Here is a 21,426-nt window from a genome sequence, read left to right on the forward strand (position 1 = left end):
GACGAGATGCTCTCGTCGCCTCCGCGCATTTGGGTGTCCAGCGGGACTAGCTGGCGTAACGGAGCGATGGGGAGGTTCGCTGGTGGGCGAAGTTCCCGGCCTGGGACTCGCCGACCCCGACCATCTTGCCGAGGCGACCGGCGACGTGATGGAGGGTTTCGGACTGGGCGTTGAGCTCTTCGGCGGCTGCTGCGCGCTCCTCGGCGGCAGCTGCGGTGCGCTGGGTGGCCTGCTCGATGCGCTGGACGGCCTGGCCGATCTGGCCGACGCCACGTCCCTGCTCCTGGCTGGCATCGGTGATCTGTTGGACGAGGCCTTTGAGCCTGGAGAATGCGGCTGTGACCTGCTGGCCGCTCTCGGTGAGAGCTGAGATGAGGGTGCGGCCGGTGTTGGCGTTCTTGACGGAGCGGTTGATGAGCACGGTGATCTCGTCGGAGGCCTTGGTGCAGCGCTGGGCGAGGTTGCGGACCTCTTCGGCGACGACGGCGAAGCCCATGCCGGCTTCTCCGGCGCGTGCGGCCTCGACCGCGGCGTTGAGGGCGAGGATGTTGGTCTGGAAGGCGATCTGCTCGATGATCTGGAGGGTCTGCGCGATCTGGTGACTAGTCTCGCTGATGGCGTTCATGGCATCGACGCAGTCTGCGACGCCCTGGTTGGCGGCGGCGGAGTTGGTCTCGGCTTCCAGCATGACGGAGAGCGCGTTGTTGGCATTGGCCGAGTTGCGCTGAGCCATGGAGCTGACCTGCTCGGTGGCGGCCGAGGTCTCCTCGGTGAGGGCTGCCTGTTCGCTGGCGTCGCGGGAGAGGGCCTGGGCGGAAGTTGCGATCTCGTTGGAGGCCTGCGCGATCTGCGAGGAGCCGTCGCGGAGTTCGTGGACGCTCTCGCGGAGGTCGCTCTCAAGCTTCTGAATCACGACGAAGAGCCAGGCACCGACGGCGAGGCTGAGGACGACAAGCGCAATCTGGCTGATGAGGCCGTTGTGCACGGTGCTCTCGAGGGTGGCGCCGATGTCGGCGATGCGTCCCTCTTCGCGCTTCTGGAGCTTTGCAGCGAGTGCGTTGACGTTGGAAGAGATGGGGAGGAGCTTCGAGGCGTACTCGGCACGTGCTTCCGGGAGGCGGTGAGCGTCGACAAGGGCAGCGAGGGAAGTGGCCTCGTTGTTGAGATCCTGGTTGGACTTCTCGAGTGTCGCGACGAGCTGCTTGCCTTCAGCAGTGATGAGCAGGGGGCGAAACTGCTCGAGAATCTCACTGAAGCGTGCGGAGCTCTTTTCCAGGGTCGTGCGGGCTGCGGCGATGCCATGCTCGTCGTTGAGGACGGCGCTGGTGAGCTGGCTTTGCTGCGCGGAGGAGATCTGGAGCGCGAGGGCTTCCAGTTCGCCGGAGAGGCCAAGCTTTACGGAGTCCCCATGAACGACGCGGTGGACTTCGTCGGTGGTGCTCTGGAAGATGAGTACGGCAGTGGTGCCCATGATGATGGCACAGAGTAGCGCGGCCCCATACAACATCAACAGTTTCTTCTTGATCGACATCCAGCTTCACTCCTGCGTCGATATTCCATTCGTGGGCGAGGCTATCGCCGTTACGAGGAGATCGGTAACAGGGCTATCGGCAGGCAGGGGAGAAGGTTTAGAACGCCGTTTTGATACGGGGAGGATTTGGGGCGTGTGCAGCGGAGATTTCCCCATTCAGGATGGAGTTGACCTTGGCGAGCAGCTTCTTTCGATTGAAGGGCTTCTGGAGGAAGGTGTGCTCTGTGGCGGCGCTGTTGCGGCCCTGTAGGACGTCGCTGGGGTAGCCGGACATGAAGAGGACCTTGGCGGTGGGGTAGGTGGTGGCCAGGTCGCCGTGGAGCTCGACGCCGTTGCGTCCGGGCATGATGACGTCCGTCAGGAGGAGATCGATGCGGGGCTTGTCGCGCGAGATGAGTTCCATGGCTGACTCGGCGCTATCAGCCTCGAGGATCTGAAAGCCGGCTTCGCAGAGCATTTCGACGGTGAGTTCGCGGAGAGGAGCGTTGTCTTCGACGACCAGGACGACCGGCTTTGCCTCGAGCTCCTGCACGGGTGGGGGCGGGGGGACGACTGGCTCGACTGCGGCGCGGGGCTCGGCGTGAAGGGTGGGCAGGTAGAGGGTGAATGTCGTTCCGTGGCCCATTTCGCTATGGGCGTCGACGAAGCCACCGCACTGGAGCGCGATACCCTGCACCGCGGCGTATCCGAGACCGTCGCCCTCCATTCCGGGGCGGGTGGCGCCGAAGGGTTCGAAGATTCGCTCGATCTGCTCGGGTGACATGCCTGGACCGGAGTCCGTGACGGAGATGGCATAGTAGGACCGCGCGCGGCAGGCGGGATGGAGGACGCGGGCTGTCTCGGGCGTGAACTGTACGGGATGCAAGCTCACGACGACGTGCCTGTCTCCACTCGCCTCGCGGGCTTTCGCGGTCAGGGTGAGGAGTGCGCGTTCGATGAGGGTCGGATCCGCATGAATGAGTGCGGGCTTTTGGTCGGGGACCAGCTTGACGCGGCAGGAGGTTGGATCCGTCGATTCGGAGCGTTGACGGAGTTGCTGCAGGACTTCATTGAGGTCGAGGTCGCGGGGGAAGGCTGCATCGTGATTGCTGAGGGCGAGGAGCTGGCCGGTGAGTTCGGTGGCGCGTGACGCTGCTGTGCGAATGCGATCGAGCTGGGTGTCGAGCTGGGCGGTCGGGCCAGACTCTGCCTGCTCGGTGGCTGCGGTGATGACGCCGAGGAGGTTGTTGAAGTCGTGGGCGAGGCCACCGGCTAGCCGGCCGATGGCCTGGGTCTTCTGCAGGTCGGCCGTTTGCTGCTCGAGACGCAGCTCGTCTGTGACGTCGCGGGTGACGTTGACGACGCAGGGCTGGCCGCTGATTTCAAGCTGCTGGGCGTCGATGACCCCGTCGCGAATCTCACCGTCGCCACGGCGGAACTTCATGCGGAAGTCCTTGACGCTGCCTAAGTTGGTGACGGCTTGGCGAAGCTGCTCCCGACGTTCGGGGTCGACCCAGAATTCGTAGTCGGGGGTGGACCGGCCGATGACTTCCTCTCGGCGCCGATCCATGAGGGTCAGCTGAGCTTCGTTGGCATCGATGACGACGCCAGTGTCCCAGTTGATGAGGATGACGGGGAAGGGCGAAAGCAGGAAGGCTTTGCGGAAGCGCTCTTCCGTGGCTTCAAGATGGGCCTGGGCTTTGCGCTGTGCGGTGATGTCCTCCGTAAAGAGGATGACGCCGCTTACGGCACCGTTGACGTCGCGCCATGGGTAGATCTGCCAGCGAATCCATTGCGTGGAGCCGTCGGGACGCCGGAACGGTTCGGCGTTGCAGTCGTGCTGCTCGCCTTCGAGAGCGAGCTGGTGGATGCTGCGAAGTGAGGAGGGAAGATCGGGAAAGACGTCATAGTGCCCGAGGCCGATGACGTTCCTACCAACCAGGTCGAAGTCCTCCAGGAAGCGCCGGCTGACCTTCATGTAACGCATCTGGCGGTCGAACATGGCGAGGCCGACGGGTGCGTTCTCGATGAGCAGCTCGAGCCGGTCGCGGTTGGCTTTGAGCTCGTCTTCCGCGAGCTTGCTGGCGGTGATGTCGCTGAAGGAGGTCACGGCGCCGGCGATCGTTCCATCCGAGGCGCGCAGGGGCCGGGCATTGACCTTGAGCCAGTGGCGATTGCCGCTGGCGTCGGGGAGATTCATGCGGACGTCGGTGACGCTTTCGCCGGAGACGATGACCCGGGCGCTGGGAATTTCCGTGAGCGCCATGACGCGCCCCTGCTCGTCGAGAGAATGGGCGCGTGGGTCGGTCGCGGGATTAGCGAAGGCAGCGGCCGAAACTCCGAGGATGCGGGTGACGGCGGCGTTGGCGGTGACACCAGCCCCGCTGGCATCGACGAAGAGCACGCCTTCCTCGAGGTTGTCGAAGACAGCCTGAAGGCGGGCGTTTGCCTGGGCGAGCTGCATCGCGGAGGCGTCCGCCTCGGCGCGGGCTTTTGTAGCGGCAACCGATTCCCTGCGCGTGCGCGTGGTGACCAGCCAGGCCATGGCCGAGGCGGTGACGACGAAGGTGGCGAAGGCGATGCCGGTGGTGGCCCTGGAGAAGACGACGGATCCGGATGGAGGCACCAGAAAGGCGTACGCGCAGAGCCCGCAGAAGATACCGGAGAAAAAACCTGACCACACGCCTGACAGCAGCGCTGCGACTGCTACGGCGGGATAGAACGTCAGGTAGGGTGGCAGCGGACCGAGAAACTGACGCAGGGCGAGGTGCACCAGCAGGGCAGACCCCGCACAGAGCAGTGCGGTCGCGAGATCGCGACTGCGAGCCGTGACGAACTGTCTTGACGGCATGACGCCCTCTCTCTGCAACCCTTCGTCTCTGCCCGGTCGAACGAGGTTGATGCTAACGACTTCGATGCGCTGTGGGGACTCCTGCTGCCTACCACTGTTGTGGATTCCCGAACCGTCGGTTTCGTTTCGGGACTTTATATGACGACCTAACGGCGTTCCAAGCGCACACGTTTATCAAACAGGGACATATTTTCCTGCGCGATGCCACGTTGGTTGCACGGAATCAAGTCAGGAAATGGCGGCAAAGTAATCCCTGCGGCTCGTCGGTTTTTATTCCGAGATACCCGTGACGGTGCAGCGCCAGACGTGCCTGTCAGGCAGGATTGTATGGATCGATCAGGTTGTGGTTCAGCAGGATCAGCGCGCTCGGGATGGTTGGCGTAGCGCAAGAAAAGGGCTGGCGGGGGAGATAGTCTTCGCCCAACCAGCCTTTCCTTTCGGCAGTTACTTTGAGATACCTTATGCGGTCGCGTCGTAACGGCGTGGCCGTGGGGTGATGTATTGGATGTCGACGTCCTCGAACTCGAGCTTCGGGGCGCCGTCGACGAAGCTGGCCTTGGTGGTCTTGAGGAAGCGCTCGTCATCCCGCTCGGGGAAGTCCGGCTTGTAGTGGGCGCCGCGGCTTTCGTCGCGGGCGGCAGCGCCCTGAACGATGACCCGGGCGAGCTCAAGCATGTTCCAGAGCTGGCGGGTGAAGGCGAAGCTGGTGTTGGCCCACTGGCTCTTGTCGGAGAGGTTGACGTTCTTGTAGCGATCCATCAGCTCGACGATCTTGGCGTCGGCTTCGGCGAGGCCGGCGTTGTAGCGGATGATGGTGGCGTGCTTGGTCATGGTCTCGCCGAGCTCGCGCCAGACGCGGAAGGGATTCTCCTTGCCCTGGTTGGAGATGAGGGCCTGGTTCATCATCTTCTGCCGGGCGAGCTCAGCGGCGTGGCCGCCATCGCCTGAGGCTGCGGGAAGGGTCTTCGCATACTTCATGGCGTTGGGGCCGGCGATGAAGCCACCGTAGATGCAGGAGAGCAAGGAGTTGGCGCCGAGGCGATTGGCGCCGTGGATGGAGTAGTCGGCCTCACCCGCAGCGAAGACGCCGGGGATGTTGGTCTGCTGCTCGAAGTCCACCCAAAGGCCGCCCATGGTGTAGTGCATGCCGGGGAAGATCTTCATCGGGACCTTGCGGGGGTCATCGCCGACGAACTTCTCGTAGATCTCGAGGATGCCTTCGAGCTTGTGCTGGCGCTCGGGCGAGAGGTGCGAGACGTCGAGGTAGACCATAGGTTGGCCGTCGATTCCCATGCCGTTCTCGTAGACGACCTTGAAGATGGCGCGGGTGGCGACGTCGCGGGGGACGAGGTTGCCGTACTTGGGGTACCACTCTTCGAGGAAGTACCAGCGATCGCCTTCGGGGATGGTTTCGGGAGCGCGCTTGTCGAGCTTGTCCTTCGGCACCCAGACGCGGCCGCCTTCGCCGCGTGCGGACTCGGACATGAGGCGGAGCTTGTCTTCGCCGGGGATGGCGGTGGGGTGGACCTGGATGAACTCTCCGTTGGCATAGTACGCGCCCTGCTGGTAGAGCGCGGACTGCGCGGAGCCGGTGCAGACGACGGAGTTGGTGGACTTGCCGAAGATGGCTCCGTTGCCGCCGGTGCAGACGATGATGGCGTCGGCGGGGAAGGTGCGGACTTCCATCGTGCGGAGGTCCATGGCGCAGATGCCGCGGGCGACTCCGTTGGAGTCGAGGACGGCGGAGAGGAACTCCCAACCTTCGTACTTGGTGACCTTGCCTTCGGACTCGAAGCGGCGGACCTGCTCGTCGAGGGCGTAGAGGAGCTGCTGGCCGGTCGTTGCTCCGGCGAAGGCGGTGCGGTGATAGAGCGTTCCGCCGAAGCGGCGGAAGTCGAGCAGGCCTTCGGGGGTGCGGTTGAAGGGCACTCCCATGCGATCGAGGAGATCGATGATGGCAGGGCCCATGGCCGTCATGGCCTTGACGGGGGTCTGGTTGGCGAGGAAGTCGCCGCCATAGATGGTGTCGTCGAAGTGCTTGAGGACGTCGTCGCCTTCGCCCTTGAGGTTCTTGGCGGCGTTGATGCCACCCTGGGCGCAGACGGAGTGTGAGCGCTTGACCGGGACGATGGAGAAGAGGTCAACCTTGCCGCCGGCTTCGGCGATCTTGATGACGGCCGAGAGGCCTGCGAGGCCTCCGCCGACTACGATGATGCGGGGTGTTGCTGCCATTGTTCGGGTCCTATCTAGAGATCAAAATCCAGCGTGAATCAAAATCCAAGGCCAAGGTCAACGAGTATGGTCATGAGGGCTGCAAGAGAGGCGGCGAGCATCGCTGCGAGGTATGCGCGGCGGAACCGAGCTCGGACGGGGCTCTCTGCAAAGGAAAATCGATGGGCGCGCTCGAGCAGGAGAGGAATGTGGAGCGGGAAGTCGCTCGGGTTAACGGTCCTGACGCCTTTGAGTTCATCGATCAGTTTTTCTCGAAGGAATATCGCATAAATTCCGGCGCAGCCAGCGACGAGAAGGGCGAAACCGCGAATGAGATTGGCTGCCATTTTTCCCTCCAGGGCTAAAGCCCTTCGCGCTCTGCCGTTCTTGTGGCCCGGTTGAAACCGGGCCCTTCCGTTCTTGCCTCGGCGTGGGTCTTGCCGGGGTTTGGTTCGTCAGGGTTGAGGCCCCTGGTGTGCGTAGACGTGGAGAATCTTACTGCCGGTGTAGGCCAGCGCCCAGATACCACCCATCGAAATCGACAAGGATCGCAGGACGCCGTAGATATCCGCTTTCCAGCTGTCCGGGAAGAGATTTCGATATACGGTCTCGAGCTCGGAACATTGAGCTATGCCAAGATGCCACATTGGTTTTACCGGAGCGTACCGCTGGGTGCGATTGATCTGGTTCACCATGGATCGCTGAAGAAAACCCATGCCGGGGAGTGTGATCAGCAAGCCAGCGACTTGCACTGATCCAATCAGCCAGAAGAGGTTGATGGCTGCAGCGTCGGACAACCGTGCGAGCGCCAGCGAAAGGCTGACGATCGGGGAGGTGACGATGCTTGGGGTTGCTGCCATCCTTGCTTCCCTCAGGGGCTGAAGCCCGTCGCGCTTTGGGTCTCTTCGGCACGGCTGAAGCCATGTCCTGCCGTTCGTACGTTCCTTCAAAGCTCCGGGGCTTAAGCCCCTTCGGTGTTGCCTGCGTTCCGCGGGCTGAAGCCCGCTGCTACTCCGGTACGGCGCGCCGTACTTCAACTAATGCTGCGCGGTTCTGTTGGAGAGCATGCTCCAGAGGACCGATACCATCACGACGCCGAGGACCATGGAGAGGCGCCGAACCATCAGAAATGCGTCGAGCTTCCAGCTGCCGGGGAAGAGCTCGCGGTGGGTGTGTTCCAGCTCGCGATACTGCTTCCAGGTGATCACCTGCCAGTGGCGGACGGGGGATCGGTGGCCGGAGCGATTGATCTCCGCGATGAGCCAGTGCTCGAGGAGGCAGAAGCCCGGGACGAGGATCAGTACGGCGGTGATCAGGAGCGTCTGCAGGACCCGGAGCGTCATGGTGGTTGTCTCCGAAACCCTTTGCGTTGGCGCGGGGTTCGAGCGTTCGGTTGCGTACCTCGGGGGCTAAAGCCCCTTTCGTTCTTATTCTGGTGTCACGGCTGAAGCCGTGACCTGCCGTTCGTGGCGATTCAAGTCAAACGCAGATTCCCTTCGGGAATGACAAGCAAAACAAGGCTATCGTGTCTGCGACAGGGAGACCGGGGAAGCGGGCGCCGAGATGCTGGTGTGCACGTCTGGCATGGCGTCTTCTGGGGCTGGCGGGGCGATGACGATGGCGATGATGCTGGCGAGGCCCATGGCGCAGATGAGGGTGCCACCGGCGGCGCACGCGTAGCCGAAGGTCTTGCGGGCCTTTTCGCCGGGGGTGATGCCCCACTTGGCGGCGAAGAGCCAGACGCCGTAGGCGAAGTGCCAGCAGGTCGCGATCATGGCGATGACGTAGATGGCCAGCATCCAGGGATTGGAGAGCTCGTGCTGGACCTTGGCGAAGGCTGCACCGGGGTGTTCGGGGAGGCTGACGCCGGTGAAGCGTTCGCGGTACAGGTGCTGAATGATGTAGAGCAGCGCGATGATGCCGGTGATGCGCTGGGCGATGTAGCCGAAGTTGCCGGCCCAGGGGTAGACGTTGACGTTGCTGCGTCCCTTGAAGGCGATGACGACGCCGTAGAGGGCGTGATAGGCCAGGGGGATGAAGATGAAGGCCCACTCCAGCACGCGGACGAGCGGCAGGGAGTTGAGGAAGAGCACCTGCTTGCCGTAGGCGACGGGACCGTGGAGGATCTCGAAGTTGGAGAGGATGTGCTCGAGGAGGAAGGCGCCGATGGGGACGATTCCGGTGAGCGAGTGCAGCTTGCGCCACAGGTAGCTATCACCCTGTCCGGCGCGGAGCGGTTGCACGCCACGGGGCGAGCGGGAGGACGGGGCTGGTGCGGTGGCGGCCATGCTTATCTTCTACTCCTATAGGTCCTGAGGGAGGGCAAACGGACGCTGGAGCGCGGAAGAGATGGACCCGCACGGCACGTTTGCGGCAGGTCGATTCTTCCACCGGCATTTAAGCAGCGTCAAGGGAAAGGGTTGAGGTACGCGCGGTTATCGAAGATTCTGTGCGGAGATGGGGCGTCGGCGCCCATGATGAGCCCTGGAAGGCCACAACTCTTCGAGATGCGGGGCACCCGGATTCGTGGTGACGCCCGAGGTTGCGGTTCTGCTAGATTGCGGTCGAGTCTCTTATGCGAAATCTTTTGGTGGTGTGTTCGGTCGTGACGTCGGTTGTTGCCAGTGGTCTGTCGATTGCAGCTCAGAAGCCGGTTGGGGCGGAGCCGGTTCGGATCGCGGTGGATCTGGACGCGAAGCAGGGGGCGTTCAAGCCGGCGTATGCGTGGTTTGGGTATGACGAGGCGAACTACACGACGATGAAGGACGGCCGGGCGCTGCTGGGTGAGTTGCATGACCTGACTCCGGCGCCGGTGTACATCCGGGCGCATCATCTGTTGACTTCGGGCGATGGGAGGGCCGAGCTGAAGTTCAGCTCGACGAATGTGTATACGGAGGATGCGCAGGGGCGGCCGCATTACGACTTCACGCTGCTGGATGGGATCTTCGACGCGTGGAAGGCGGCGGGGGTGAAGCCGATGGTGGAGCTGGGGTTCATGCCGAAGGACCTGGCTGCGGTGCTGCCGAACCGGCATGAGCCGTACCAGGTGCACTACCCGGCGTCGACCGTGTCGGGGGCGTCGAACAATCCTCCGAAGGACTATGCGAAGTGGGAAGAGCTTTGCCGCGTGGTGACGGCGCATCTGGTGGAACGGTATGGGCGCGACGAGGTGCTGGGGTGGTACTTCGAGGTGTGGAACGAGCCGGATATTGACTATTGGCATGGGTCGATGGAGGACTACTTCAAGCTGTATGACCATGCGGTCGCGGGCGTGCGGGCGGCGCTGCCGGGGGCGCGCGTGGGAGGGCCGGCGACGACGAGTCCGCGGAGCGAGAAGGCGCGGGGATTCCTGAAGGCGTTTCTGGACCACGTGCAGGGTGGGAAGAGCGATGCGGGTGGAGGCAAAGTGCCGCTGGACTTCATCAGCTTCCATGCGAAGGGATCGCCGGCGATTCAGGGCGCTGCGGTAACGATGGGGATCGATCGGGAGCTGAAGGACGTGGACGCGGGGTTTGGCCTGATTGCGAGCTACTCGAGGTTCAAGGGGCTGCCGATCATCCTGAGCGAGGCGGACCCGGAGGGGTGCGCGGCGTGCAGCTCGCGGGTGAACCCGGCGAACAACTATCGGAATGGGACGCTGTATCCGGCGTATACGGCGGCGGCTTACAAGGCGCTGCTGGACCTGAACGCACGGCATGGGACGAACCTGATCTCGATGCTGAGCTGGAGCTTCGAGTTCGAGGACAAGGAGTACTTCGAGGGATTTCGGGATCTGGCGACGAATGGCATCGACAAGCCGATCCTGAATTTGTTCCGGATGCTGGGGATGATGGGCGGCGAGCGGGTGGCGGTGACGAGCTCGGGTGCGGTGGCGCTGGATACGATGGTCGCGAGCGGAGTGCGGGGTGCGGCGGACGTGGATGCGCTGGCGACGCGGGATCGCGACTCGGCCGAGGTTTTGGTGTGGAACTACCGGGATGAGACTGTTGCGGGGCCTGGCGCGAGGACCGTTGTTGGGGTGAAGGGAATTCCTGCGGGCGTAAAGCGCGTGCTGGTGGAGGCGTTTCGGATCGACGGGACGCATAGCAATGCGTACACGGAATGGTTAGGGATGGGGTCTCCGCCGCAGCCTGACTCGGAGCAGCGGATGAAGTTGAAGGCGGCGGGACAGTTGGCGATGGTGGGATCGCCGCGATGGCTGGAGGTCAGGGACGGAGAGGTGGAGATCCCGGAGGATGTGACAGGGGAGTCGGTCTCGTTGCTTCGGCTGAGCTGGGTGGGGGAAGTGAGGGCGAAAGCTGTAGAGGTGCGAGGAGTGAGGTAAGTACCGGTGCGAGCGGGTTCTGTTGAGCTATGAGGGCGGTAGCGATGAGCGGTGAGGATGGGCTTGGTCAGGGTCTTTCGTCTGGTTTTCGTCGATGGCGAGGTAGCGGGTGGCGTCGGGGTGGACCAGCAGAAGGTGGAGAGCCGCTTGTCGGTTTGTGAGGGTGTCATGGGCTGTTGTGGTTAGTTGGTGAGCGTTGGGGTCCTTCGACTGCGTGGATCGCGGCTTCGCTGCAACCCGCTTCGCTCAGGACGACGGGTGTGGTGGTGGTCCTGACAGATCCTGCGAACCCACATCTCAAAGGCGAGATGTGGGGCACCCGGAGTGCGCGACGCAAAGAAGCGGGTCTCTCCACTGCGCAGGACGAAAAAGCTGTCCTGCTTCGGTAGAGATGACACATCTTCGCCGCGTTTGAGCTGACGGTCTGCTACTTCACGGACTGGATGAGCTGGGCTTCGAACTGGACCATGTGGCGGTAGTTGTCGACGCCGATGTGTTCGTTGAAGCCGTGGGCCATGGTCATGCCGGCGGGGGTGATTTCGAGCGGCGCGAAGCGATACACGTTGGGGCTGATGGCGTAGTAGTAGCTGGCGTCGGTGGCGGCCTGGACCATGTAGGGCGAGACGACGGCGGTGGGATAGAGCTGGTGGATGGTGGTCTGGAGATCGTTGAAGCCTTCGGAGGTGGTGGGGGAGACGGGGCTGGGATTGCGTGCGGAGCCGGCGGCGGTGACCTCGACCTTGATGCCGGGGTCGTTGAGTTTTTCGCGGACGGCGGCGATGACGGAGTCGGTGGTTTCGCCGGGCAGTATGCGGAAGTTGACGACGGCGGAGGCGGTGGTGGGCAACACGTTATCTTTTGTCCCGCCGGTGACCATGTCCACGGCGGTGGTGGTGTGGTAGCCGCCGGCCATCTTTGGATCCTTGAGGCCTGAGGAGACGATGAGTGGCTTGAAGAGCCAGAGGTTGGCCAGGGCGAGCCTCTTGCTGAACGGCATCCAGGGCGCGAGGGCCTCGAACTGCTTGACGGAGGGTTCGGGAAGACCGCCGGGGAAGGGATTGGCCTCGAGGCGGGTGATCCCGAGGGCGAGTTCGCCGATGGCGGTGTGGGCGGGGGGCTCAGACGAGTGGCCGCCGGTGCCGGTGGTGCTGAGCTTGAGGCTCAGGTAGCCCTTCTCCGAGACGCCAATGACGGCGAGGGGACGGTCGAGGCCGGCGAGCATGCCGGTGACGACGGCTCCGCCTTCGTCGACGACGAAGTGGGCGTGGACGCCGCGGGCGGCGAGCTCCTTGACGATGCCGGAGGCGCCCTGCGAGCCGCCGTTTTCTTCGTCGTCGCCGAAGGCGAGGACGATGGTGCGGGCGGGGGTGAAGCCCTGCGCGAGGAGGGTTTCGGCGGCTTCGAGGGTGGAGAGGACGGCGGCCTTGTCGTCGAGGGTGCCGCGGCCCCAGATGGAGCCTTCGGCGACGTCGCCGGAGAAGGGCTGGTGCTTCCAGTGGTCGAGGGTGGACTGCTCGACGGGGACGACGTCCATGTGGCCCATGAGGATGACGGGCTCGGCTGAGGGGTCTTTGCCCTTCCAGGTGAAGAGGAGCGAGCCGGAGGGGAGGACCTCGTGGGTCATGGCGGCGTGGACGTGGGGGAAGCTGGTGGCGAGGAGGTCGCGGAAGGCCGTCATGGCGTCGGCGTCGATGGGCTGGCCGAAGTTGGAGACGGTCTGGATTTTGACGGCGGAGGCGAAGCGGTCGACGGCGCCGGCGTCGACAGTGATCAGCGTGGCGGGCGGCACGGAGGCCTGTTCGGGCTTGAGGCGCACGGTACGTACGACCAGGATAGCGGCGAGGACGAGGACGGCGACGAAGAACAGCGCGAGCAGACGCTTCAATGGGATTCTCCGGGCGGCGCTGGGCCGCGGTTGCGGTGGTGCTGATGCTGTGCTGCAGGCTGGAGCTTCGCGGGTAAGCGAAGGCACCTCTGCCGATTGAGGGCAGGAGGTCAGTTGGAGTTCAGGTAAGGCAGGGCTTTGGGTGAGAGTAGCACGGTGCGGGGGAGCTTTAGCATCCCGCGAACCCACATCTCTTCGAGATGTGGGTTCGCGGATTGTGGGTGACCTGCAGGTGCTGGGGCTCCGGAGCTGTAGAGGTGCGAGGTGTTCAGGTAGGAGCCAGGAGCGAGTGGCGGGGGCTGGAGTGTGTGCGGGTGCTTGTTCGCTGTAGAGGTGTGAGGTGTCCAGGTAAGAGCCAGGAGCGAGTGGAGGAGTCAGAGGCCGAAGGCGGCGATTTCGGCGAGGAGGCTGCGGAAGGCGCGGCCACGGTGGCTCAGGGACCACTTCTTGTCGGCGGGGAGTTCTGCGGTGGTGAGGTATAGCGAGGGGATCAGGAAGAGGGGATCGTAGCCAAAGCCGTTGGTGCCGCGGGGCGCGTCGAGGATTTCGCCGTCGACGGCGCTGGTAGCGCGGAGGAGGACGTGGCCGTCGCGGGCGAGTGCGAGAGCGCAGACGAATTTTGCAGTGCGGGGGGTGTTGGCGGGGAGGGCGCGGAGGCGTTCGAGGAGGAGGGCGTTGTTGCGCTGGTCCTTGGAGAGGGGTGGTTCAGCGGAAGCCCACGTCTCAGAAGAGAGACGTGGGGCACCCGAATTGGTGGGAGCAAGATAGCCGGCGTCGTCGGCGTAGCGGGCGGAGCGGACTCCGGGTTCGCCGTGGAGGGCGTCGACTTCGAGGCCGGAGTCGTCGGCGAAGACGAAGAGGCCGGGAGCGGCGAGGGAGCAGGCGACGGCTTTAAGTTCGGCGTTGCCCATGAAGGTGGGCGCGTCTTCGACGGGCTCGGGGATGTCTTTGAGGCCAGGGAGGGGGAGGACGTCGATGCCGGCGGAAGAGGCTGACGTGGAGAACTCGCGGAGCTTGCCGGGGTTGGAGGTAGCAGCGTAGAGGATCATGCGGCGTTGACTCCGGAGCTCATGCGTGTCCACCTATGGCGCGGGTGATTTCAGCGGCAGCGTCGCGGGAAAGGTCGATGACTTTGGCGAGCGGGGTAGCGGCGTCCTTCTGCTGGATGTAGGGAATGGTCAGAGCACCGATCGCGGAGTTTCGGCTGTCGAGGACGGGGAAGCTGATGTTGACGACACCTTTGACCTGGTAGCTGTCGCGCTTTTCGAAGCCAGCCTTGCGAATGCGCGTGAGGTGCTGGGCGAGGTCGCGCGGCGGTTTGCTGCCGGTCTGGCGGGTCCACTCGGCAAGGGTGCGCTGGAGGGCAGCCTGCTCCATGTGGGCGAGGATGACGTAGCCGGATGCGGCCTCCATGAGGTCGATGGCGGAGCCGGGTTTGACGTAGAAGCCGACGGGGGTGGGTGGGTTGACCTGCGCGAGGATGACGACGCGGGCGTCTTCGACGACGCCAAGATGGCAGGACTGCTGTGCGTCGTGGGCGAGGCGCTCGATGACAGGAAGGGCGTCGGCGAGGAGACGCTCGGTGGGCGGATGCTCCTGCACGAGGCGAAATAGCTGGAGGGTGAGGGCGTAGCGTTCGCCATCGACGATGGCGATGTAGCCGCGGCGCTCGAGTGTGACGAGCATGCGGAAGATCTCGGAGATGGTGCGGTCGAGACGGCGGGCGATCTCGCTCTTGGTGAGGCCGTCGCGCTGTCGGGCGAGGAGCTCGAGGACGTCGAGCCCCTTTTCGAGGGCGGGTGTGGAGTAGTTGGTTCGGCCGTCGCTTGAGACGTCGTTGAGGTCGGGGGACGGGGCGTTGCTGGTGGCGGTGTTGCGTCTTGCGGTGGCCTTCGTACGGGCGGCTGACATCGTGGTATCAACGTACCGAAGCTGGGGCGGGAAGTACAGCGGTTTGGGACTGCCAGCGTCGCATGAGAGCAGGTATGATCCCGCTGGGAATACGATTACATCCGGACGGCAGCGAAAGGCGATGCGGCGGCCAGGGACGGATGAACCGGCACGGAGGATGAAGGACGAGATGACGAAGATTGGAACTCTGGCAGCGTTGGCGCTGCTGGCCGCAACCAGTGTGCATGCCGCCGTGACGTCGAAGGACTGGGGCACGGGCCCCGATGGCAAGGCCGTAGAGCTGTACACGGTGACCGATGGCGATTTGACGGTGACGATCACCAACTTCGGCGCGCACATTGTGAGCATCGAGGCACCGGACCGTGCAGGCAAGAAGGCCGACGTGGTGCTGGGCTACAAGGATTTGGATGGCTACCTCGCGGAGAAGAAGGCGTACCTGGGCGCGGTGGTGGGTCGCTATGGCAACCGGATCGCGAAGGGTGTATTCACGCTCGACGGAAAGACCTACCAGATCCCGACGAACAACAATGGCAACGCTCTGCATGGCGGAACGGTGGGCTTCGATCGCAAGGTGTGGAGCAGCAAGACGCTGGCGGACGGGGTGGAGCTGACCTACGTGAGCGCAGATGGCGAGATGGGGTTTCCGGGCACGTTGACGGCACATGTGAAGTACACGCTGGAGGGCAGGAGCTTGCACATCGAGTACAGTGCGACGACGGACAAGGATACGGTTCTGAACCTGACGAACCACAGCTACTTCAATCTTGGCGGCGAGGGTTCCGGCGATATTCTTGGCGAGAAGATCATGATCAACGCGGACCGGTATACGCCGGTGGACGCGGGGCTGATTCCAACGGGCAAGCTGCCTTCGGTGAAGGGCACGCCGTTCGATTTTCTGAAGCCGACAGCGATTGGAGCGCGCATTGAGGCGAATGACGAGCAGCTGAAGATTGCGGGTGGCTATGACCACAACTTTGTGCTGAATGGCGGCAAGGAGTTGCATGTTGCAGCGAAGGTCGAAGACCCGAAGAGCGGACGCACGCTGACGGTGACGACGACGGAGCCGGGGGTGCAGTTCTACTCGGGCAACTTCCTGGATGGCAGCGCGACTGGGGTTGGCGGCAAGCCGTACGTGAAGCATGATGGGTTCTGCCTGGAGACGCAGCACTTTCCGGACTCGCCGAATCATCCTGCGTTTCCGTCGACGGAGCTGAAGCCGGGACAGGTGATGCGGTCGACCACGATCTTTACGTTTGGGGTGGCTAAGTGACGGCTAGAGGCAGCGAATAGCGGAATAGCGAATAGCTAAGAGTAGGGCAGTGGGAGGGTCGGCGTTTGCCGGCCCTTCTTCTTGCGGTGAAGACGGTGTGGCAGGAAAGAGGATTGACCCGGGAGTGTGCCATGTGTACTATGCGTGCTAGTACACATGATCCCATTTCGATTGACGGTGCAACCCGGGGTTCCTATCTACGAGCAGGCGGTCTATGCTGCGACGCGAGCGATTGTGGCGGGACAGATGCGGCAGGGTGATCCATTTCCCTCCGTGCGCGTGCTTTCGCGTGAACTGAAGATCAACCCGAATACGGCGCAGAAGGTGGTGGCGCAGCTGCTGAACGATGGGCTGCTGGAGTCTCGTCCCGGGATTGGCACCGTGGTGGCGAAGCGGCCGGGCTCGAGTTCGAGTGAGCGGGCGGCGTTGTTGAACCGCAGCATTGAAGAGCTCGTGGTGGAGGCGAAGCGGCTTTCGATTTCGCGGGACGACGTGCTGGCGGCGATCGACAAGCACTGGCAGCGGTTGTCGAGCGTGGAGGGGACGTACCGATGACGGCACCTGCTGCGATTGAGGTACGGCAGCTTGCGAAGCGGTTCGGCGCGACGACGGTTCTGGCTCCGCTGGATCTGACAGTGCCGCGGGGAGCGATCTTTGCGTTGATCGGTCACAATGGCGCGGGCAAGAGCATGTTGATGAAGCTGCTGCTGAATATTGTGCAACCGAGCGAAGGCCATGCGAACGTGCTGGGGATGCCGACGAGCCAGCTGCGGGGCGAAGCGTTCACGCGCATCGGGTACGTGTCGGAGAGCCAGGAGATGCCGGAGTGGATGACGGTGGGCGCGTTGATGGCGCACCTGCGACCGATGTATCCGCGATGGGACGATGCGGGGCTGCTGGAGGAACTTGATCTGCCTGCGGAGCGGAAGATCAGGGAGCTTTCGCGCGGTATGAGGATGAAGGCCGCGCTGGCGAGCGTGCTGGCGTTCGGTCCTGAGCTGCTGCTGATGGATGAGCCGTTCTCCGGTCTGGACCCGGCGGTGCGCACGGAGCTGATTCAGGCGCTCCTGGACCGTACGCACACGGAGGACCCTGCGAGGGCGACGACCATTGTGATCTCTTCGCATGACCTGGACGAGATGGAGTCGTTTGCTACGCACGTGGGCTTCTTGCAGCGAGGCACGCTGCTGTTTGCGCAGCCGATCGATGCGTTGTTGACGCGCTGCCGGGAGGTGACGGTGACGTTTGAGGGCGACGTAGCCGCGAGCGTGCGGGCGAAGCTGCCGGAGGGTTGTGTTGCGGCGGAGTCCAGCGGGGCGATGCTGCGGTTCGTGGACCTGCGGGTGCATGTCGAGGACCATGAGGGCGCGATCCGCGCGCTGATGCCGGACGCGGTGCAGGTGCAGTCGGAGCCGATGAGCCTGCGGACGATCTTTCTGGCGCTCAACAAGGCTCCTCGCGCGGAAGAGAGAGGGCGCGCATGACGCAGCTCCGGTTGATCGTCTGGAAGGATGTGCGGCAGCTGTGGCCGCAGCTGAGCGCGTATGCGCTGCTGCTGGCGATGTATGGATGGGGGGTTCCGCAGACGTGGCCGGGGAGCGCGTCGAACAGCTTTCTGGCGATCTTCGTGACGTTGCTGAAGTTGCTGCTGATCGCCTCGCAGTTTGTGCTGATCACGAGCGTTGTTCATGCAGACCGGCTGGTGGGAGAGGAGCAGTTCTGGATTACGCGGCCGTATGACTGGCGAACGCTGCTGGGAGCGAAGCTGCTGTTTGTGGTGGCGTGCGTGGAGCTGCCCCTGGTGCTGATGCAGGCGCGGCTGCTGGAGGCGGCAGGTCTGCATCCCTGGGCTGTGAAGATGCGCGTGGTGGTGTCGCTGCTAAGGTTCCTGCTGCTTCCTTGTCTGCCGATGATGTTGGTTGCCGCTGTAACCGAGACACTGGCGATGGCATTTGTGTTCCTGGCCGGGTTGCTGGTGGCGTTCGCGGGATTCGAGCAGTTTGCTCTGACTGGCACGTTGTCGCGGATGTCTCCGCCGTTTGAGGTGGTGGTGTATGGCGGGGTGTTCAGCGTGCTGGTGATGGCGATGCTCGCTTACCAGTACGCGCGACGACGTACGATGCAGTGCCGCGTGGCGATGGTGGCGACGCTGGCGCTGCTGCTGGTGGTGAGCTTTGGCTACGACCGGCAAGGATTCGGTGCGCCCGTCGAGGAGCTGATACGGAGCCAATATGCAACGCCTGGCGGCGGCCTGCGTGCGGTGTTCGGGGGGCCGGTGCCGTATGAAGAGCGTGGGGAAGACCTGCAGTTTTTGCGGAACTTCGTCGAGGTGAAGTTGCCGATCCGATTGGAGGGGCTACCTGCGGATGCAAGGATCCATCGGCCGAATGTGGCAGTGGCGTTCGAAGCGGGCGGCGTCCGCTATGCAGGGCCGTGGCAGAACGCGAGCGTGAGCGAGAGTGCGATTGGCTTTCCGCTGCCGAAGGACATTTATGACCGCGTTGCGGGAACGGATTTGACGCTGCACCTTGAGCTGATCGCGGAGGAGCTGAATGTTAGCGAGATGAAGCAGGTGACGGTGGAGGAGCGGTTCGCAGGGCCAATGGGAGGCAACTGCATCCTGTCCCGTGGGAAGGTGGTTTGCCGCTTCGCGTACCAAGCGTGGACGCCGACCCATGTGGAAGCGGTGACGGGGTCGTTGGGATGCAATGTGGCGGGCAAGCCGATGCATGTGGGAGCGTGGCTGCTGGAGATACCGCAGGGGACCACGTATGACCCGGTGGTGAACGAGACGTTATCGCTTGGCGGCCGGGTGTGCGCGGGGGATGCGCTTCGCTTCACGGAGTATGGTTCGCCGCAGAGGTTTCGCGTGGCGGTCGATGCTCCGGGCGTGAGGCTGAGTGATTACCGTGCGGTCGATGAGCCGGGCGGGGCGCGGCCCTGATCTTTGAGGCCGCAGATTTGGTGTCGATCCTAAGACATTCCGGTAGCCACTCTCTTCGAAATATGGCTACCGGGTGTTGTGCTGGTCGAAGCGAGCTACCTGGTGCGGAACTCTTTGACGATGGCGGGGTCGGCGAGGGCCTTGATGAAGATGCCGCCGACGACGCTTCGTGCCTGGAAGCCGCGTTGTTTGCCGTCGTCGGTGTTGTACCAGTCGGTGGTGGGGACGCGGGAGGTTGTGGCGTCGGCCCAGACGATGAGGCGGTGGATGAGGTCTGCGGACTGGGCCTGGTCGCCGAGGGTTGCGGTCCATACCTCCCAGTCGAGCTTGGTGAAGTTCTTACGCTCGTCGAGGGGAAGGCCGTAGATCTGCAACTTGGTGGAGTAAAAGGCCCAGTCCTTCTTCGCGACGGAGGCGGGAAAGAGGTGTAGGTCGAGTAAGTCGTCCCAGACGAGGTTGTATTTCTGGCTCCAGGTGTTTGGCTGGTCGAAGGCGAGACGGAAGTGGTCGCCGTCGTCGGCCATCTTCTGCCACTGGGCTGGCATGGGCTGGACGATGTGCTGGAACTTCGCGGCGAGGTCGTTGTCGCCGACGCCGCGGGCGATCTGCACGAAGGCGCCGAGGGCTTCGATGGCCTTGATGGAGAGGTTGGTGTTGTGGGCGAGGTGGCCGGCGAAGTCATCGGTGCTTAGCTGGTTGTCCGGATCCAGGCCCTTGGCGGCGAGGAAGTCGGCCCAGCGGGTGAGCTGGGGCATGTACTTCTTCGCGAAGGCGTAGCTGCCCTGGGCGCGGCCTAACGCGTCGATCATGATGAGGAGGTTGCCGGACTCTTCGACCGGCATCTGGTTCTCTTCGTCCTTCTCGCCGCCGCCGTAGACCTGGCCGTTGGCTAGAGGATACGTGCCGAGGTCGTGCGGGGCGAAGGGGAACTTCCAGCGATCCATCGCGGCGTAGCGCATGAGGGGTTCGAGCTGGGCTTCGAGCAGCGTGGGGTTGAAGAGCAGGAAGAAGGGCGACGAGGGGTAGGTGACGTCGACGGTGTCGATGCAGCCGTTGGAGTCGTTCTCCTTGGAGAAGAGCATGGGTGTGCCGTCGACGTCGGCGACGAGTTTGTGGGCGGCGATGGTCTGGCGGAAGACGAGAGAGGTGAGGTAGGCGTAATCGTCGCCACCGAGCCTGCGCATGGCGGCGGTCTCCTGCTGGTCGAAGGCGTCCGCTTTGGCTTCGAGCGAGGGCAGCTGGGTCTCGGCGAGGCCGAGCATGTCGGACTCGGTCATGCCGTTGCGCTGCCAGTACTCGCGGAGGCGGCGGCCGAGGTACTCGATGGCGAAGGTCTCGGTGTAGGCGGCAATGATGTGGCGCGTGACGGGCTGTGTGCCGACGGAGCCGAGGGGGATCTCGACGGCGAGATGGGCTGCGCTGCCGGAGGAGCTGCCGGCGGGTTTGGGCATGGAGAGCTCGTCGGCGTCGTCGAGATGGCCATTGGTGACGAACTGATGCAGAGCGTCGGAGGATAGCTCGGTGGAGGCCATGTTGCCGTCGGGGACTGCGAGGTGGAAGTAGCCCCAGTCAGCGCGGACGCGATCGCCAGAGCGATTGAGGTAGTTCTGGTCGCGTGAGCCGACGGAGAGCACCGTGAGGCCGTGGGTGTGGTTGCGGGACCAGGTGACCTGCTCGGAGGCGTCGTTGACGGCGATGACGGGATCGACGTCGAGGAGGAGCTGGACGTCGTGCTGCTTGCCGTCGGTGGCGACGGCCTGCCAGGTGAGGTAGGAGACGGGGCGGGAGAGGACGTCGAGGTCGCCGGGGAGCAGTGGCGTGAAGAAGCTGACGCGGAGCTCGATGCCTGCGGCGGCGAAGCGATAGCGCGAGTGCAGCGGGGTGACCTCGAGTGAGACCTGCTGCATGGCGTCGTCGGCGGAGATCGCACGGCGACGCGTGCCGGGACCCATCCAGCGATAGACGTGGCCATCAATGCGCGCGAGGCCCGTCATTGGCTGCGGAGCTTCGGTCCAATGCTTCGTGACGGTGTCGGTGAGTTTGTCGCTCATAGACCAGACGCTGAAGAAAGGATCATTGGCGAAGAGGGGGACGGCTGGAGGACGGTGCGGCGCTGCCTGCTGCGCGAGGACAGGGCAAGCGAACAGGAGGCAGGAGAGTACGAAAGGAGCGGCTTGGCACAGGCGACGCGTCATGACTTTTTGTCCCGGAAGTTGCAAAGGATTACATTTGTTGCTGGCGAAACGGTGTCACAACGGTCGCCGCGTTGTCAATCAGTACAAATGGACTACCGGGGACTAGAACCCCTGTCCTTTCTAAGGGCTATACTCCCGAGAAGAAGCATGGATATTCTTGCGGTTGCACGAAAAGCAGGCGTTTCAACGGCCACGGTTTCCCGGGTTCTGAACGCGTCCCCGAAGGTGCGCGCGGCTACCGCGGAGCGCGTGCGCACGGCGATCGCGGAGCTGAACTATGTTCCGAATAATTCGGCACGGAGTTTGCGGTCGGGCAGAAGCAACC

16 protein-coding genes and 1 pseudogene are annotated in these 21,426 nt (G+C 63.6%); 7 read left to right on the forward strand and 10 right to left on the reverse strand.

Translation table 11 applies throughout. From position 1 onward, the window contains the following. Nucleotides 1–46: 46 nt before the first annotated feature. From C4S68_RS20620 to sdhA, 3 genes are all read right to left on the reverse strand, one after another. On the reverse strand, nucleotides 47–1,531 hold the full coding sequence (locus C4S68_RS20620) for a methyl-accepting chemotaxis protein (protein WP_103935007.1): 1,485 nt from the start codon (nucleotides 1,529–1,531) through the stop codon (nucleotides 47–49). Between the two features lie 97 nt (nucleotides 1,532–1,628). Continuing rightward, nucleotides 1,629–4,361 carry a PAS domain S-box protein gene (locus C4S68_RS20625; protein ID WP_103935008.1) on the reverse strand — a complete coding sequence of 911 codons (2,733 nt, stop codon included), beginning with the start codon at nucleotides 4,359–4,361 and terminating at the stop codon, nucleotides 1,629–1,631. Between the two features lie 459 nt (nucleotides 4,362–4,820). Further along, the gene (sdhA, locus tag C4S68_RS20630) at nucleotides 4,821–6,593 is read right to left on the reverse strand and encodes a succinate dehydrogenase flavoprotein subunit (RefSeq protein ID WP_103935009.1); all 1,773 of its coding nucleotides are present in this window, start codon (nucleotides 6,591–6,593) and stop codon (nucleotides 4,821–4,823) included. On the opposite strand from sdhA, the gene C4S68_RS20635 reads away from it, so the two are divergent. Beyond that, the gene (locus C4S68_RS20635; RefSeq protein ID WP_146072252.1) at nucleotides 6,581–6,937 is read left to right on the forward strand and encodes a hypothetical protein; all 357 of its coding nucleotides are present in this window, start codon (nucleotides 6,581–6,583) and stop codon (nucleotides 6,935–6,937) included. The two genes, sdhA and C4S68_RS20635, sit on opposite strands and share 13 nt — an antisense overlap. A gap of 90 nt (nucleotides 6,938–7,027) precedes the next feature. Here C4S68_RS20635 and C4S68_RS20640 read toward each other — a convergent pair whose 3' ends face one another. From C4S68_RS20640 to C4S68_RS20650, 3 genes are all read right to left on the reverse strand, one after another. Beyond that, nucleotides 7,028–7,432: a hypothetical protein gene (locus C4S68_RS20640; protein WP_103935011.1), complete on the reverse strand. Its 405-nt coding sequence runs from the start codon at nucleotides 7,430–7,432 to the stop codon at nucleotides 7,028–7,030. A gap of 177 nt (nucleotides 7,433–7,609) precedes the next feature. Further along, on the reverse strand, nucleotides 7,610–7,915 hold the full coding sequence (locus C4S68_RS20645) for a hypothetical protein (RefSeq protein WP_103935012.1): 306 nt from the start codon (nucleotides 7,913–7,915) through the stop codon (nucleotides 7,610–7,612). A gap of 177 nt (nucleotides 7,916–8,092) precedes the next feature. Further along, nucleotides 8,093–8,860 carry a succinate dehydrogenase gene (locus C4S68_RS20650; RefSeq protein WP_103935013.1) on the reverse strand — a complete coding sequence of 256 codons (768 nt, stop codon included), beginning with the start codon at nucleotides 8,858–8,860 and terminating at the stop codon, nucleotides 8,093–8,095. Nucleotides 8,861–9,147: 287 nt separating this feature from the next. Here C4S68_RS20650 and C4S68_RS20655 point away from each other — a divergent pair, with 287 nt between their 5' ends. Then, nucleotides 9,148–10,896: a GH39 family glycosyl hydrolase gene (locus C4S68_RS20655; protein ID WP_103935014.1), complete on the forward strand. Its 1,749-nt coding sequence runs from the start codon at nucleotides 9,148–9,150 to the stop codon at nucleotides 10,894–10,896. A 427-nt stretch (nucleotides 10,897–11,323) separates the two neighbouring features. On the opposite strand, the gene C4S68_RS20660 is transcribed toward C4S68_RS20655, so the two are convergent. The 3 genes from C4S68_RS20660 to C4S68_RS20670 all read right to left on the reverse strand — a co-directional run bounded on the left by C4S68_RS20660 (nucleotide 11,324) and on the right by C4S68_RS20670 (nucleotide 14,692). Continuing rightward, nucleotides 11,324–12,781, reverse strand: a complete 1,458-nt coding sequence (locus C4S68_RS20660; protein ID WP_103935015.1) for a M20 family peptidase — start codon at nucleotides 12,779–12,781, stop codon at nucleotides 11,324–11,326. A 374-nt stretch (nucleotides 12,782–13,155) separates the two neighbouring features. Then, nucleotides 13,156–13,830, reverse strand: a complete 675-nt coding sequence (locus C4S68_RS20665; protein ID WP_103935016.1) for a non-canonical purine NTP pyrophosphatase — start codon at nucleotides 13,828–13,830, stop codon at nucleotides 13,156–13,158. A gap of 19 nt (nucleotides 13,831–13,849) precedes the next feature. Beyond that, nucleotides 13,850–14,692 (reverse strand): IclR family transcriptional regulator, encoded by an 843-nt coding sequence (locus C4S68_RS20670; protein ID WP_103935017.1) that lies wholly within the window; start codon nucleotides 14,690–14,692, stop codon nucleotides 13,850–13,852. A gap of 169 nt (nucleotides 14,693–14,861) precedes the next feature. Here C4S68_RS20670 and C4S68_RS20675 point away from each other — a divergent pair, with 169 nt between their 5' ends. The 4 genes from C4S68_RS20675 to C4S68_RS20690 all read left to right on the forward strand — a co-directional run bounded on the left by C4S68_RS20675 (nucleotide 14,862) and on the right by C4S68_RS20690 (nucleotide 18,906). Then, nucleotides 14,862–15,962, forward strand: a complete 1,101-nt coding sequence (locus C4S68_RS20675; RefSeq protein WP_103935097.1) for an aldose epimerase family protein — start codon at nucleotides 14,862–14,864, stop codon at nucleotides 15,960–15,962. 156 nt (nucleotides 15,963–16,118) lie between these two features. After that, nucleotides 16,119–16,517, forward strand: a complete 399-nt coding sequence (locus tag C4S68_RS20680; protein WP_103935018.1) for a GntR family transcriptional regulator — start codon at nucleotides 16,119–16,121, stop codon at nucleotides 16,515–16,517. Then, complete coding sequence (locus C4S68_RS20685; protein WP_103935019.1) at nucleotides 16,514–17,446, forward strand: ABC transporter ATP-binding protein; 933 nt, start codon at nucleotides 16,514–16,516, stop codon at nucleotides 17,444–17,446. Before C4S68_RS20680 ends, C4S68_RS20685 begins: the two co-directional genes overlap by 4 nt. Beyond that, nucleotides 17,443–18,906: a hypothetical protein gene (locus C4S68_RS20690; RefSeq protein WP_103935020.1), complete on the forward strand. Its 1,464-nt coding sequence runs from the start codon at nucleotides 17,443–17,445 to the stop codon at nucleotides 18,904–18,906. The genes C4S68_RS20685 and C4S68_RS20690 overlap by 4 nt, the downstream gene beginning before the upstream one ends. Nucleotides 18,907–19,001: 95 nt before the next feature. Here the strand turns inward: C4S68_RS20690 and C4S68_RS20695 are convergent, their stop codons facing one another. Next, nucleotides 19,002–21,101 (reverse strand): glutaminase family protein, encoded by a 2,100-nt coding sequence (locus tag C4S68_RS20695; protein WP_103935021.1) that lies wholly within the window; start codon nucleotides 21,099–21,101, stop codon nucleotides 19,002–19,004. Nucleotides 21,102–21,248: 147 nt separating this feature from the next. Between C4S68_RS20695 and C4S68_RS24025 the strand changes: the two are divergent. Continuing rightward, nucleotides 21,249–21,377: pseudogene (locus C4S68_RS24025) on the forward strand (LacI family DNA-binding transcriptional regulator); the annotation flags it as partial. Between the last annotated feature and the right edge of the window lie 49 nt (nucleotides 21,378–21,426).

Source organism: Bryocella elongata, from assembly GCF_900108185.1.
Lineage (GTDB): Bacteria > Acidobacteriota > Terriglobia > Terriglobales > Acidobacteriaceae > Granulicella > Granulicella elongata.